Origin of the sequence: Janthinobacterium agaricidamnosum NBRC 102515 = DSM 9628 (assembly GCF_000723165.1) — a bacterium.
Lineage (GTDB): Bacteria > Pseudomonadota > Gammaproteobacteria > Burkholderiales > Burkholderiaceae_D > Janthinobacterium > Janthinobacterium agaricidamnosum.
Genome location: NZ_HG322949.1, coordinates 1,853,361 through 1,866,973, shown reverse-complemented (window position 1 = coordinate 1,866,973; position 13,613 = coordinate 1,853,361). Strand labels below are relative to the sequence as shown.

Annotated in this window: 12 protein-coding genes; all 12 read right to left on the bottom strand. The window is 64.7% G+C overall.

Features of this window, described 5'->3' with window-relative positions:
- Window positions 1-41: 41 nt before the first annotated feature.
- On the bottom strand, window positions 42-2,489 hold the full coding sequence (locus GJA_RS07995; RefSeq protein ID WP_081905279.1) for a TonB-dependent receptor plug domain-containing protein: 2,448 nt from the start codon (window positions 2,487-2,489) through the stop codon (window positions 42-44).
- Window positions 2,490-2,532: 43 nt separating this feature from the next.
- A complete protein-coding gene (locus GJA_RS07990) occupies window positions 2,533-3,048 on the bottom strand; it encodes a RidA family protein (RefSeq protein WP_038490776.1) in 516 nt (171 codons plus the stop codon).
- 198 nt (window positions 3,049-3,246) lie between these two features.
- Entirely contained in the window at window positions 3,247-4,821 is a 1,575-nt protein-coding gene (locus GJA_RS07985; protein ID WP_038490773.1) for a flavin monoamine oxidase family protein, read from the bottom strand.
- A gap of 214 nt (window positions 4,822-5,035) precedes the next feature.
- Window positions 5,036-5,521 carry a lytic transglycosylase domain-containing protein gene (locus tag GJA_RS07980; protein ID WP_339325651.1) on the bottom strand — a complete coding sequence of 162 codons (486 nt, stop codon included), beginning with the start codon at window positions 5,519-5,521 and terminating at the stop codon, window positions 5,036-5,038.
- 2 nt (window positions 5,522-5,523) lie between these two features.
- Complete coding sequence (pilV, locus tag GJA_RS07975) at window positions 5,524-6,888, bottom strand: shufflon system plasmid conjugative transfer pilus tip adhesin PilV (protein ID WP_051780448.1); 1,365 nt, start codon at window positions 6,886-6,888, stop codon at window positions 5,524-5,526.
- Window positions 6,889-6,900: 12 nt separating this feature from the next.
- The gene (gene pilM / locus GJA_RS07970) at window positions 6,901-7,392 is read right to left on the bottom strand and encodes a type IV pilus biogenesis protein PilM (protein WP_038490769.1); all 492 of its coding nucleotides are present in this window, start codon (window positions 7,390-7,392) and stop codon (window positions 6,901-6,903) included.
- Complete coding sequence (locus GJA_RS07965) at window positions 7,392-8,363, bottom strand: ATPase, T2SS/T4P/T4SS family (RefSeq protein WP_051780446.1); 972 nt, start codon at window positions 8,361-8,363, stop codon at window positions 7,392-7,394. The genes pilM and GJA_RS07965 overlap by 1 nt, the downstream gene beginning before the upstream one ends.
- A 39-nt stretch (window positions 8,364-8,402) precedes the next feature.
- Window positions 8,403-8,939: a type 4 pilus major pilin gene (locus tag GJA_RS07960; RefSeq protein WP_038490766.1), complete on the bottom strand. Its 537-nt coding sequence runs from the start codon at window positions 8,937-8,939 to the stop codon at window positions 8,403-8,405.
- Between the two features lie 97 nt (window positions 8,940-9,036).
- A complete protein-coding gene (locus tag GJA_RS07955) occupies window positions 9,037-10,113 on the bottom strand; it encodes a type II secretion system F family protein (protein WP_038490763.1) in 1,077 nt (358 codons plus the stop codon).
- On the bottom strand, window positions 10,103-11,716 hold the full coding sequence (locus tag GJA_RS07950) for a GspE/PulE family protein (protein ID WP_051780443.1): 1,614 nt from the start codon (window positions 11,714-11,716) through the stop codon (window positions 10,103-10,105). The genes GJA_RS07955 and GJA_RS07950 overlap by 11 nt, the downstream gene beginning before the upstream one ends.
- Entirely contained in the window at window positions 11,713-12,330 is a 618-nt protein-coding gene (pilP, locus tag GJA_RS26060) for a type IV pilus biogenesis protein PilP (RefSeq protein WP_051780440.1), read from the bottom strand. Before pilP ends, GJA_RS07950 begins: the two co-directional genes overlap by 4 nt.
- The gene (gene pilO2, locus GJA_RS07940) at window positions 12,320-13,606 is read right to left on the bottom strand and encodes a type 4b pilus protein PilO2 (RefSeq protein WP_038490760.1); all 1,287 of its coding nucleotides are present in this window, start codon (window positions 13,604-13,606) and stop codon (window positions 12,320-12,322) included. The genes pilP and pilO2 overlap by 11 nt, the downstream gene beginning before the upstream one ends.
- Window positions 13,607-13,613 lie beyond the last annotated feature (7 nt).

The window sequence follows — 13,613 nt, the reverse complement described above, 5'->3', positions numbered from 1 at the left end:
TCGCGAAAAACGTCATCTTACCCCCGCCGCCCGCTTCATGTTCAAAACTTGTAGTTGGCGCGCACATAATAATATCCGCCATTGATGCCGGCCTGCGACGCGGCCGTGTCGTACACATACACGCCCAGGTAGCGGCTTTCGACCGGCACCGTGCTCGGGTAGACGCTGAACAGATTGTTGGCGCCGGCCGCGATTTGCAGCTTGTCGCTGGCCGCATAACGCACTTCCAGGTCGGTCACGGTGCGCGGCGCATTCTCGATATGGTTGAACACCGATGTCGAATAGATGAACGGCCCGGTATAAAAAGTCGCCTCGGTGGCGGTCTTGCCGTAGCGCGTCGCGTGCAGGCTGACGCCCCACGGTCCCAGCGTCCACGCGCCGCCGGCGATCAGCTTGCTCTTCGGCGTGGCCGTGGTCAGGTAGCCGGCTTGCTGGGCGTTCAGCAGCGGCCTGCCGTTGCTGTCGCTGGCGGTATGCGTGATGGTCGTATTGTTGATATTGGCGGCCAGGTCCCAGTCGATGCGGCCGGACGCGCCGAGGATGGTTTGATCGAGGATGGTTTGATCGAGGATGGTTTGATACGAAGCCACCAGATCGACGCCCTGGGTGCGGGTATCGACGCCGTTGGCGAAATAACTGGCGCTGACCGACGCCAGGCCGCTTGGCAGGCTGATACCGGCGGCGCTCAGCGCATTGACCGCCGCCGCGCCGCTGTAGGTGCCGCCCTGGATGATGCGGTCGCGGATATCGATGCGGTAGGCGTCGATGGTCAGGTTCAGCTTATCGGCCGGCTGGGCCACGATGCCGAGATTGATACTGCGCGATTTTTCCGGTTTTAACGGCAGCGCGCCGAGGCTGCGCGCGGCGTCGGAATTGACCGCCAGCTGGCCGCCGGCGGTGGTCGGCGACACGGCCAGGCTGGTGTAGTATTCCTGCGCCAGCGACGGCGCGCGGAAACCGCTGCTGGCGGTGGCCCGCAGCGCAAGGCCGGGACTGGCCTGGTAGCGCGCCGACAATTTGGCGTTGGCGCTGTTGCCGGCGTCGCTGTAGCGCTCGTAGCGCGCCGCCAGGTCGGCTTCCCATTGGCGGTTGAACCTGGTCGATAAGTCGGTATAGGCGGCCGAGATATTGCGCGCATGGCGGCCGGCGCTGACCGCCGACAAGCCCGGCAGCGCTTGCGAACCGCTGCCGAACGACGACGCGGCGTCGCCGGCGCCGACTGCATAGGTTTCGCGCCGGTATTCGGCGCCCAGCGCCACCGTCAACGGCGCCGGCAGCAGACCCGTATCGAACGGCCGCGCCAGGTCCAGGTTGGCGCCCGACTGGGTATTCTGGTATTGCGCCAGGTGGAAACTGGTCGGCGTGCTGCCGGTGGCCGCATATAAATCGGTATTGGCGGAATCGGTCATGCCGATCTTGACGTTGTCGATGCCATGGGTGGCGCTGGCATCCCAGCGCCAGCCGGCCAGTTGTTCGCCGCGCACGCCGGCCGTCAGCGACGCGTCGTTTTCATTGCTGGTCTCGACCGGGCTGAAACCGTTCGGATGCACTTGCGGCAGCTTGCCCGGCAAGCGGTAATTCTGGTAGCTGCCGCCGCTGCGGTGCGCGGCGCTGCCGAAGGCGTACAGTTCGACGCTGCCGCCCAGCGGATAAGCGGCGTTCAGGCCGACCGACTGGCGCTGGGTTTGCGGGTCGCCCAAGACTGGATTGGCATAGCTGTTGGTGCGGTTGTCCGGGCCGCTGCGGATGCTGTGTTCATGGCGCTTGCTTTCCGCGCTCAGGTGCAAAAAACCCTCCTCGCCCAGCGCCAGTCCGATGTCGGCGGCGGCGCCCAGCGTGAAGCCGTCGCGCAAATAATAACGGCCGCTGTTGAGCGCCAGGTTGCCGCCCTGGCTCGACGATTTCAGGATCACGTTGATGACGCCGGCGATCGCGTCGGAACCATACTGGGCCGCCGCGCCGTCGCGCAGCACTTCCACGTGATCGACCGCGCTGACCGGGATCAAGTCCAGGTCGACCGGCGTGGCGCCCTGCTGCGCGCCGGGATCGGCGGTGATGTTGGCCGAGGTGTGGCGCCGCTTGCCGTTAATCAGCAGCAGCACATGGTTCGGGCTCAGGCCGCGCAAGGTCAATGCGCTGGTCAGGTTGGCCGCGTCGCCCGCCTGCGCCAGCCGGTTCACCGACGGCAGCAGGCGCACCAGCGCGTCGCGCAGGTCGGTCTGGCCGGTGCGCTGCAAATCCTTGGCGCTCAACACGTCGATCGGGCTCAGGCTTTCATCGGCGGAACGGCGCGTGTCGCGCGTGCCGGTGACCACCACCACGCCCGCTTCCAGCCCGGCCGCGCCAGGTTCGGCGGCGGGCGCAGCTGCGGCCCAGGCGGAACTCGAAGCACAGGCCAGCGACAAGGCCAGCGGCAAGGCGCGCGGTGTGATACAAAATGGTACGAATGGTACGAATGGTACGAATGGTACGAATGGTACTGTATTCATGCTGGCTTGCTCCATCGCGTCTACAGGGGAAAGGGAAAAGTTCTTAACGTTTGATACGGGCCGCCACCAGGTCGATTTCAACCAGCGCGCCCGGCAGCGGCAGCGCCACCACTTGCAGCGCGGTGCGGGCCGGCTTGGCCGGTTGCGCCGCCGTGCCGAAGAATTGCGAATACGCCGCGTTCAAGCCATTGAAATCGAGCTTGCCGTCCAGTTTCGGTTCACCGACCAGGAATACCCGCAGTTGCACCACGTCGGCAAAACCCAGGCCTTCGGCGGCCAGCGCCGCCTGCAGCCGGCGCAGCACCGACAGGGTCTGGGTCCGGGTGTCGCCATAGGCTTCGATGGTCTCTTTGGGCGCGGCCGGATTGGCCACGTCGGGCAGCGCGCCGCTGAAATACACCGTCTCGGCGGCGGCCGGCACGCTGACCGCCACCGAAATCGGGAAGCTGGAATTCGGGACAGGCGTGCGCTTGATGTCTTGCGCCATGGCGCCGCCGGACGTGACGAGGCTGGAGGTGATGAGGATGGCGCCGAGAATGAAATGGCCGAATTTGTTCATGGTGTGCTCTCTTTATGAAGTGATCGGTGATAAGAGCCTATCCCAGTAGTGAGCGTCTTCTGCTGGCAGCGCATCAGCAGCGCGGACCAGGCGTGAGGAGCAAGCGTGGCGAGCCACGCGACGACGAGCAACGCAGTCCCCGCTACTGAGGGGCGCCAGAAGAGGGCGTATTCATCTACTGGGATAGGCTCTAAGTGATCAGCTGGCGGAAGCGGCGGCGACGCGGGCGGCGATGGCCGCCACCGCGTGATGCGCGGACAAGGCGGCGCCCTCTTGCCAGGCGCCGATCTGGCTCAGGTATTCGCCGGCGAAATGCACCCGGCCGTCGGGCTGGTTCAGCAGCACGTACTGCTGCGCGTCCGGCCTGCCCCAGTGCACCCACGAACCGAGGCTGTACGGCACCTTGTGCCAGGCCACGCTGACCGGCCGCCGCAGGCTGGCCCCACGCCCCGGATGCAAGCGGTCGATGACATCGCGCGACGACGCGAATTGCGCCGCCAGCGGCTGCGCCGTGAAATCGCGCGCAGCCTGGCTGATGTTGTAGCAGCCGATCAGCGTGCCGTTAGTCTGATGGAAACCGCCGCTCGGGTACCAGACCAGTCCCGTGACATGCTTGACCACTGAAATGCCGCCATAGATATTGCTGTCGGTTTCCCAGAAGCGCGGCGCTTGCCACGCGATCTTGCTGGCCGTGTCGTACTCGACCGAGGCGATCGCGTCGCGCACCGCCGGCGAAAAATTGGCGTCGACCCTGGCCAGCACCGGCAATGGAAAGGTCGCGATGGCGTAATCGGCGGACAGGCTTTGCTGCTTGCCGGTGGCCCGGTCTTGCACCGTCACCGTGACGCCCTGCTCGCCATTGTGAATTGCCTTGACCTCGGTGTTCAGGCGTATCTCTTTCTTCAGGCGCTGCTGGAAGGCGGCCGGAATCCGGTCCATGCCGCCGACCGGCTGCAGCATGGTCGGCTGGAAGATCAGCAATTCGTCGAACACCAGCGCGGTCCACAAGTCCGGGTCCAGCAAGTCGTCCAGCGACAGCGGATCGGGACGCGTCCCGACTTGTTCGGCGGCGCCGGGAAACACCGTGTAGCCGGAACGCTCGGTGCCCTTGAAGGCCAGTTCCGGGGTCAGGTCGCCATATACCTTGAGGAATTCCAGCAGCCGCTTGCGGTCGTCCAGGCTCAATTCACGGTCCAGCGCGCCGCCGTCGGCAGCCTTGGCCAGCAATTCGGACAGGCGCCCGCGCGCATCGTTGACGGCGCGCCGCAACTGGATCGCCGGTTTGCCCTTGGCCGCATCCGGCAAGAAATAGGCGCTGCGGCTGGTATTGACTTCGGCTTCCAGCGCCACGCCGAATTCGCGGCAATAGCCAAGGATGGTTCGATGATGGCTCGGCAGGCGCGCCGGACCGGCGTTGAAATACTGGCCCGGCTCGAAATCGGCGGTTTGCACCGTGCCGTCGGTGTATTCGATGCGGCTGCCGTCGCGGATGGTCCAGTTGCGCCCGCCGACCCGCTGGCGCGCCTCGATCACTTGCACCTGGTAGCCGGCCTTGCGCAATTCCCAGGCCGCCACCAGTCCGGCGATGCCGGCGCCCAGCACCAGCACCCGCTGGCCCTTGCCGGAACCGGGCGCCAGCCGCAGCGGCGCGGCCTCGGCGCCGGCAGCGACGCCGGCGGCGCCCAGGCCCAGCGTGGTCATCGCCGCACAGGCGGCGGTGTAGCCGCTGGTGGCGGCCAGCTTCATCAGGAAATGGCGACGCGTGACGCTCATACATTACCTCACATAATTGATCGTTGGACAAAATGACAAGCCATCTTATGCTGCCGATGATTATGTTAAAAGTAATTATTTTTTATAAGTAAGTATGATTTTTTGTCATAATTATTTCATGTTTTGATATGCCTGAAATGCACGCGCATTACAACAAGGTCAACGACAACGCCGCCCGGCGGTGAAGCGGGCGGCGCAATGGCATCGATCAGATTTATTGGGCGGCGGGCGTGCCCAGCGCGGTGGACGGCAGGTTTTTATAGACTTTCAACGCATAACTTGCGCGCAATACCGGATTGGCGGCGTTGTACGCGCCGACCGCCTGCCACGAATTGCCCATGCGCCGCATATTGTCGGCCATGATCCACGCGCCGACATAGATGCTGGTGCAGGCGTCGAGCAACTGCTGTTCGTCGATGCCGTATTTATGCAGCACCGGCAGCCAGGTGCTGTTAATCTGCATCAGGCCGATATCGCGCGTGCCGTTCGCATTGCGGTGCACCGCGCGCGGATTAAGCTGCGATTCGGTCTTGGCGACCGCGTACAGCAGCTCCGGGTTGACGCCGTACAGCCTGGCGGCGTCTTCCCAGCAGGCGCGCGCCTGCGTCATCGGCAGCATGGCCAGCAACAGGCACGCGATGCGGGCCGGGCTGACGCGGCGCGCCAGCCTCGGCATAAGCTTGAAAACATTCATCCTCATCGTCAGGACACCAGCCGTACCAGACGGGCGTTACCGGGTACGCCAGAGCAAATCAGTGCGGTCGGGGTATGTCCCGGCATGGGCGAACGGCTCTCCAGTACGATGGTGCCGATACGATTGAGGATGATCTTCGGATCCGCAGTGAAGATATGACACACATCGCCCTCTTTGCCTTCTTTCCATACCTGCACGGTCTGGCCGACAATCCAGTCCTTGGCCTCCACGCTTTGGCCGCTGACGGCGCCGCCGAAAGTACCAGCGCCACCGGCGATGACACTAGCGCCTACCGTGGCGCCACCGCCGACAGTGGCGTTTGCATCGATAGTGGCATTGCCATGAATATTGGCATCGCCACGGATATTGGCATCCCCTCCGACGGCAAGCTTGCCCGGCACATTCATGTCGCCGTTCTGGTCGACCGCCAGCGCCACCCATTTGCCCGACGGGTCGACGGTAAACGCGCGGCTGATGTTCTTGACCATGCGCACGTCGCCGACCGCATCGCCGGCGGGCAGGCTGGCATAGGTATCGACCGGCGCCTTCCACGAAGAACCGGAGCCTTGCCAGGTGCCTGAGATCTTGTTGCAATACAGCAGGCTGCCGTTGGTCTTGTCGGTGGCGATCGCCGCCACGCTGCCGCAGGCGGTGCCCGGATCGACCGCCGCGCCATTGGCCATGCCGATCGGCGTCTGCATCTGGTTCAGCACATCCATGCCCGGCACCTTGTTACGGTACAAAAAGTCCTGCGAGCTTTGGCCGGCGCCGTTGGACAGCAGCGCGGTGACCAGGTGGCCGGCGTTGGCCGGCTGGCCGCTGCAACTGACGCTGTTGAACTGGTTCAGCGTCGGCGTGGTGGCGGCGCTCAACGACCACGCGCCGCCGGAACCCTGCGCCACGGCGGAGTTCAGGCTATTGATGTAACCGCCGCCTTTGCCCGCTTGCGCCGCGACATAGGCGATGCTGGCGTCGCCGATGGCCTGGCCGCCCTCGGTCACCACCAGCGCATCGAGCACGATGGCCGGATTGGTGGGCGACGCATTGCGGGCGCGTACCAGCAGGCACGGCGTCTGGCCATAGACATTGGCGGCCGCCTGCAACGGTGAAATTTCGCCGGCGTTCTTCAGCGCAGTCAGCGTCACTGGCTTGGTGACGCCTATATTGGCGGAAATGGCCAGCACGCCGTAATTATCGGCCAGGTAGTGCGCCGCCGCCGCGCCGATCGCGGCCTGGTAGGCGCCCGCCTGGTCGGCCTTGGTGTCGGCCAGCGAGCTGTCGACCAGCGCCGTCAGGCCGGACAGCAGTATCGCGCTGATGGCCAGCGCGCCCAGCACTTCGATCAGGCTCATGCCGCCTTGCTTGGATAACATGCGAGATTCCATTCAGTTGAGTATGGCCAGCCACACCGGGCTGCCTTGCGGGATCGTCACCGGCGGTCGTGCGATGGTCGTCATCCCTCCCAGCGCCGGTGCAAACGATGACGTGCCGGAGCCGAAGCCGCCTACCAGCACCGAGTTGTTCGACAGCGCCAGCAGCTCCGCCGTGATGTTGTGCGGCAGCGCAGCGCCGGCGTAGATGTACAGGATGCCATCCGGCGTGCGGTAATTATTCCACAGCGGCGCCGCGGCGCCGGCCAGCGGCGACCAGGATGGCAGTACCTTGGCGGCGATCAGCGCCTGCTGCGTGACGCTGCCGGTTTGTCCCGGATGGCTGGCGAAATACGCGATCAGCGCATCGCGGTAGCTGGCCATGCCGGCCGCCAGCGCGCCGGACTGCGCCACTTGCGCGACATTGTCGACGCTGTGCTCGGGATGCCGCGTGCCGTAGTAGCCGGCCAGCGACATCATCAGCGTCAGCACGACCAGCGGCAGCATCACGCCAGCACCCGCCGGGCTGGTTCGTAGCTGGAAATCATCGCCGCCATCTGCTGCTTGATATCGACCGCCAGCTGGTCGTAGGCGCCGTCGCGCAAGATGCTGCGGGTGCGCAGCGCATCGCGCAGGAACAGCGTTTCCGTCATCAGCGGCTGCTTGCCGTCGCGTCCCAGGCGCTGGTGCAGCACGCCGGCCAAGCCATCGGCCATCAAGGTCTTGACGCTGGCCGGCGCCAGCCGTTCGGCCGCCAGCGCGTCGAGCTTGATGATGGCCTGGATCGCGCTGTCGGCCGGGATGGTGGTGATGATCAAACGTCCTTCCATGCTGGCGCGCAGCACCGCCGCCGCGCTTTCTTCATCGCGTATTTCGTCGACGAAGATGATCTGCGCGCCGGAGCGCATCAGGTTATTCCAGCCCTCGCGGAACGACAGCTGGCCGCCGATGGTGGTTTGATAGCACACGCCGGTGCCGTGATGGCCTTCCAGCGGCAGTTCGATCAATTCCTCGCCGGTCACCGCCAGCCCGCCGAAGGCTTGCAGGCGCTGCTTGATCAGCGCGCAGGCGGTGGTGGTCTTGCCCGACTTGGACGGCCCGCTGATGATGAACAGGCCGCTCATGTCGCGCACCTGCAAGCGGCGCAGGTACGCATCGGGAATGCCGAGCGAGGACAACGACGGTATCGTGCCGGCGATACGGCGCAGCACGAACACCGTGCCGCCGGTGGTGCGCATCACCGACACATGATACGGTACGCCGTCATACAGCACCCGGCAACGTTGCGAGTTGCTCACCGCCGCCAGGGCGTCGCGGCACATCGCCAGCAGCAAGTCCAGGTCGCGGCGCAGCGCGGGACCGGCGGACAGTATATTGACGTCGGCGCCCGGAGTTTCCGAAAAGCGGTCGTCCAGGGTTTCGTGACCCAGGTACAGTTCGGAAAATCGAAGTTCCTTGACAGTGGTAGCAGCAAGCATCGGATGAGCAATCTATTTATTGGTTGAGTCGGGGGTAAATCAGCTGGCGGTGAAGGTCAGGTCGTTATTGGCGGCCGCGCACACCTTGCCGGCGTCGGTCGCGGTGACCGGGAACGTCGAGACCGGGGCGCCGCCGCCAGTGGAGCTGATCGTGCTCCAGCCGCTGGCGCCGGTGACGGTGCTGATGCAGACGTCTTGCGGCACCTGGCCGTAAGCCACCGTGAAATTCGAGGTGGCGCCGGTGATGGTCACCGGGCCGCCGAAGGAATTGGTGATCGTGGCGCCGTTTTGCGTCAAGCCGTTGGGCAGCACGCGCGCCGTCACCAACTGGGCATTCAGGCTGCCGGTGCCATAGCCGGACGCCATATACAGTTTCTTGACGGCGGTGCGCACCGAAATCAGCTCTTCGGCGGAACGGTTCGACTGGGCGCTGCTGAACGCGCCGTTCAGCAGCGACACGGCGCCCAGGATCACCAGCGCGGCGATGCCCAGATAGGCGATGCCTTCCAGCAGCGACGCGCCCTGTTGACGGAACAATGGCGATGGCAGTTGATTCATTGTGTTAGTGCGTTTCATGTCAGGCTCCAGTTAAAAAAATTAAACGACGGAATTAAACTTCACTGCGACTGCCGCGTGGTTTTCACCACGCTGATTCTTTACAAAAACCGGCGCGCTAATGCACCGCGCGGGTCATGGTGGCGATTTCTTGCTGTATGCCGAAAAAGCCGGTCACCAGCCAGCCGATCACGGTGGCCAGGCAGACGATCGATGCGCCGTTCAGCAATTTCATTTGCCGCTCGATGGTGGCGACACCCTCTTCCATCCATTCGTCGGCCATCAATTTGAGGGCCTCGGCGAACCCCCGGTATTGGGCGTACACGCACAAATCGTCGACCAGTTCCGGCGACGGAAAACCGTAGCCGGCGGCGCGCAGCGCTTCGCCGCAATTGAGGCCGGACTTGACGCCCAGCAGCGCGCCGTCGAGCCGTTCGCGCAGCCATGGCTGGGCGCGCTGGGCCAGGCGCATCAGCGATTTTTCAACCGTGATGCCGGCGAACTGCAAGGCCGAAAACGCCATCAGGAAGCCGCTGCCGATGATCAGGCGGTAAATCGAATACGGCGCGAAACGGTCGGCGATGACGCGCAGGTTGCCGCGCCAGTAAGGCATCGACAGCAGCAGCACGGCGATCACGGCCAGCACCAGCCCGACGATGGCCACCATCCAGTGCTGCACCAGCTGCGACATCACATACAGCGAACGGGCCGCGCCGTGCCAGCCGGCCGGGTCCAGCATCCTGGCGAATTCGGGAATCACGCGGGTGCCGAAGATGTACAGGTAAATCAGGATCAGCCCGCCGATCGCCAGCGGGTAGCTGAGCCCCGACAAAATCACGTTCTTGATCTTCTTTTGCGCCTGCACCACGTCGATCAGCACTCCCAGCGTCGATTCCAGGCGGCCCGACTGTTCGCCGGCGCCGATGATCATTTGTTCATTGACCGGGATCCAGTCGGCCAGGCCGTCGGCCAGCGAGCGGCCGTTCTGCACCATGCGCCGGCAGTCCGACAGCACCAGCGCCATCGGCTCGTTCGGATTGCGGCCGCGCGACGAGGCGCGCTCCCACAATTCATCGAGGATCTTCAGCAAGGGCAAGCCGTTCGACAGCATCTTGGCGATCTTGCGGTACAGCCGCAGCCGCGGCAGTTCGGAAAACTGCAGCTTGGCCCAATGGTGATTCAGTTCAGCCAGCATGGCTGTCCTCCGCGATGCTCAGACGCGCGGTCTGCACCGGGATTTCGCTGGTCAGATGGCCGACCACCTGCTCCGCCATGCGCGGATCGACCAGGCCCTGCGCCACTTTCGACAGCGTATGCGCGAGCAGCGTCTGGCCGCCCAGGTTGGTTTGCCAATAGCGCAGCGCGGCCGATTTGTCGCCCGCCCGCACGTAGCTGAAAAAGCGCTCGTCCGGCGTGATCACCTCGGCCACCACGGTGCGGCCGATGGTGCCGTGGCCATTGCAGGTCGGGCAGCCGGGACCGGCCACGCAGACCCGGTCCATACCGTAGGGCAAGGCACGGCGCAAACGCGTCTGGGCCGCTTCGGACAGCGCTTGCCGGCCTTCGGCGTACGGCACCTTGCAATCCGGGCACAGCAGCTTGACCAGGCGCTGGCTGACCAGGCCGGTGATCAGCGTATGGTCGCTGATCAGGTTCATCGGCAAGCCCAGGTCGGCCAGCCGGTCGATGATCGCGATGGCGCTGTTGGCGTGCACCGTGGTCCAGACCTGGTGGCCGGTCATCGCGGCGCGCAGCGCATTCTGGGCCGACGCGCGGTCGCGCATTTCGCCGATCATGATGGTGTCCGGGTCGAGCCGCAGCGCATTCGAGATCGCCGCCGAAAACATGCGGCTGCGCTCTTCTTCGGTCGGGGCGTTGATGACCGAGGTCTGCACCGCGCCGTCGATCGGATATTCGACCGGGTCTTCCACCGTCAGCACATGCAGCTTGTGCTCGGTTTCCAGGATCTGGCCGGTCAGCACGCGCTGCAGCGTGGTCGACTTGCCGGAACCGGTCGGGCCGCAAATGATGTTCATGCCGATCGGTTGTTCCTTCAGGCATTGCAGCAGCGCCGCATGCTTGTCGCTGAAGCCGAGCGGGCGCAGGTCGATATGGTCGCCGGCGTCGTTATACAGCAGGCGCAGCACCATCACCGTGCCTTCGCTGGTCGGCGCGGTGGCGATCCGCACGCCGTACAGCATCGGCGGCAGCTTGTCGCGGTCGGCGATGCTGGCGTCCTGCCGTTCGGTCGGCTTGTACGAACTGTCGGACACCGACGTCATCGCGCCATACAAGGTGGCCAGCAGGCGGGTGCCGTATTCGACGGTCTGGCTGCTGTTCAGCACCAGGTCGTTATGGATGCGGAAATAGACTTCGGTGGCGTTGCGTTCGACCCGGATATGGATGTCCGATGCGCGCGCGCTGCATGCCTTGGTCAGCAAATCCTTGGCCGTCACCTGCATCATCGAATGCTCCTGGCGGCGTCCGCCGGCGCCGGCATGGCCATCCTGGTACAAGGCGGTGATCGCCTCGATATCGGTGAACACCAGCTTGAACGGCTGGCCCATTTTTTCCAGCCGCGCGCAATACGACAGCACATGCGGATTGGTGCCCTGGCCATAGGCCACCAGCAGCTGGCCGCCGGCCAGCAGGCACAGCAGCTTGACTTGCTCGCTGCTGGCCTCGAAAGTGCCGCTGCGGCTCAATACCTCGCCGCTGGCGACGGCGCTGACGGCGGGGCCGACGCGGCGCAGCGGCAGCACGGTACGGTTATCTGCTTGTTTGGCGATCATCTTCATTTCCCCTGTGGTGGCAAAGGCAGCGACAGCGCGCCGGCGGCGACGTTGTTATTCAGATTATTCGGATTGTTCAGATTGCCGCGCTCCGGCTGGCGCTGCACGATATTGAGCCGGACCCGTTGCTTGCGCGGCGTTTGCAGCACCAGCGCGCCCGGCTCGACCGCGACCACGCGGGCGCCGCCTTCGAGCTGGTCGCCCTGGCGCACTTCGACCTTGTCGCCATTGTCGAATTCCAGCGTGGCGACCAGGCGCCGTCCCATGCCCTCCACCGCCACCAGCGTCGGCTCGCCATGCAGCGGCGCGCGCACCAGCAGGCTGCGCTCGAACTGGCGCGTGGCGATTTCCTGTTCGCGGGCGCCGATGCTGGCCTTGACCGACAATTGCCGCTCGCGCGCCTTCAGCACCAGCGTCTCGGCTTCGATCTTGCTCAAGGTGTCGGACACCGCCTGCGCCTGCGCATTGGCGGAAGCCGATACCGCCGCAGCCGGCGCCGGCGCCGCGGCCGATGCCGATGCCGCCGGCTGGACCGGACCGGCCGCCTGGGCTATCATGCAGACCAGCGTGGCGCTGCCGGCTAGCCATGCGCGCATCGCGATTTTCAGATTATTTGGCATAAATAGTTCCTTCAATGGTCCAGGCATCGCCCCGGAAATTCATGGTGTTGATCCGGATACCGGGTTGATCCAGGATGGCCGCCAGTTCCACAGGCTGCCAATCCGAGGTATTGATCATGTAGCTATAAGTGTTCCAGAGAGGCATCAAAGTTCCATTTGGATCCGCGCTTGTTACGCCATTGACGGCCGGCGGCTGCGGCGCCTTGACCACCTTCATATTCACATGCATCAATTGCAGCCGCGACAAGATCGGCGCCATCAATTCCTGGTAAGGCAACAATGCCTCATCACGCCCGGCCAGCGCCGGCAATGGCTGGGTATACGTGGCGCGTTCGCCATTCAGGTCCGGCACCGCCCCGGCCACCTGGGCCAGCAACGAATCGAGGCTGGCATCCTGGCGCAGCCAGCCGTATTGCACCGCATGGCCGTCGCAAGCGTAGCCGTCGAGCGCCCAGCCGCCGCTGGCCAGGAAGCGCGGGTAGCGGTTGCAGGTCTCGGCCAGCAGCGCCGGCGGCGGCAGGCTGGCCCATGGATGCAGCGGCGCCGGCGGCGGCAGTTGCTGCAGATGCAGTTGCCGTTGCGCCTCGACGATGGCCAGCCGCTGGCGTTCCTGTTCCGCGCGGTCGCGGTAAATCTTGATGCCGGCCAGCGCACACAGCGCCAATATCACGGCGCCGCCCAGCGCCACGCGGCGCCGCGTCAACAGCTGGCTGCGCAACGGCCGCAAGGCCCACTGCGGCGACACCTTGATCTTGCCGCCCTTTTCCTCGAGCAGGTCGAGGATGCCTTTTTCGATGAAATTGTGGAAACCGTAGTCTTCCAGTTCGGCGTCGCCGATCACCAGGTTCCAGCCGCCCAGGCCGTAATCGCCGTGCAGCCGCTCCAGCACTTCCTCACGGCTGCCGGCAAAGTCGCCGTTCGGCAGGAAGTTGGCGTCGCGCACGGCAAAATAGGCCCACATGCCGTCCGGCAGCCGGAACGCCGCTAGCCAGTTATGGGCCGGCTGGTTTTCGCCGTCATAATGGGCGCCCTGCCGCGCCAGCGCCGACGACACCGCCAGCGCCAGCGAATACACGGCGCTGCGGCCATCGCCGGCGCCATGCGCGAAGCCGGCCTGGGCGGTCGCATATTCCTTGCGCAGCACCAGTTGATCGAAATCGATCTTCAGCGCCAGGTCGCGCGCCTCCTTCAATAATTCGCGCGGCCGCGACAACGATTGCCAAAACAGGCCGCTGCAGAACTGATGCTTGCCGATGTGGGTCAGGTAAATGGACACGGCGGCT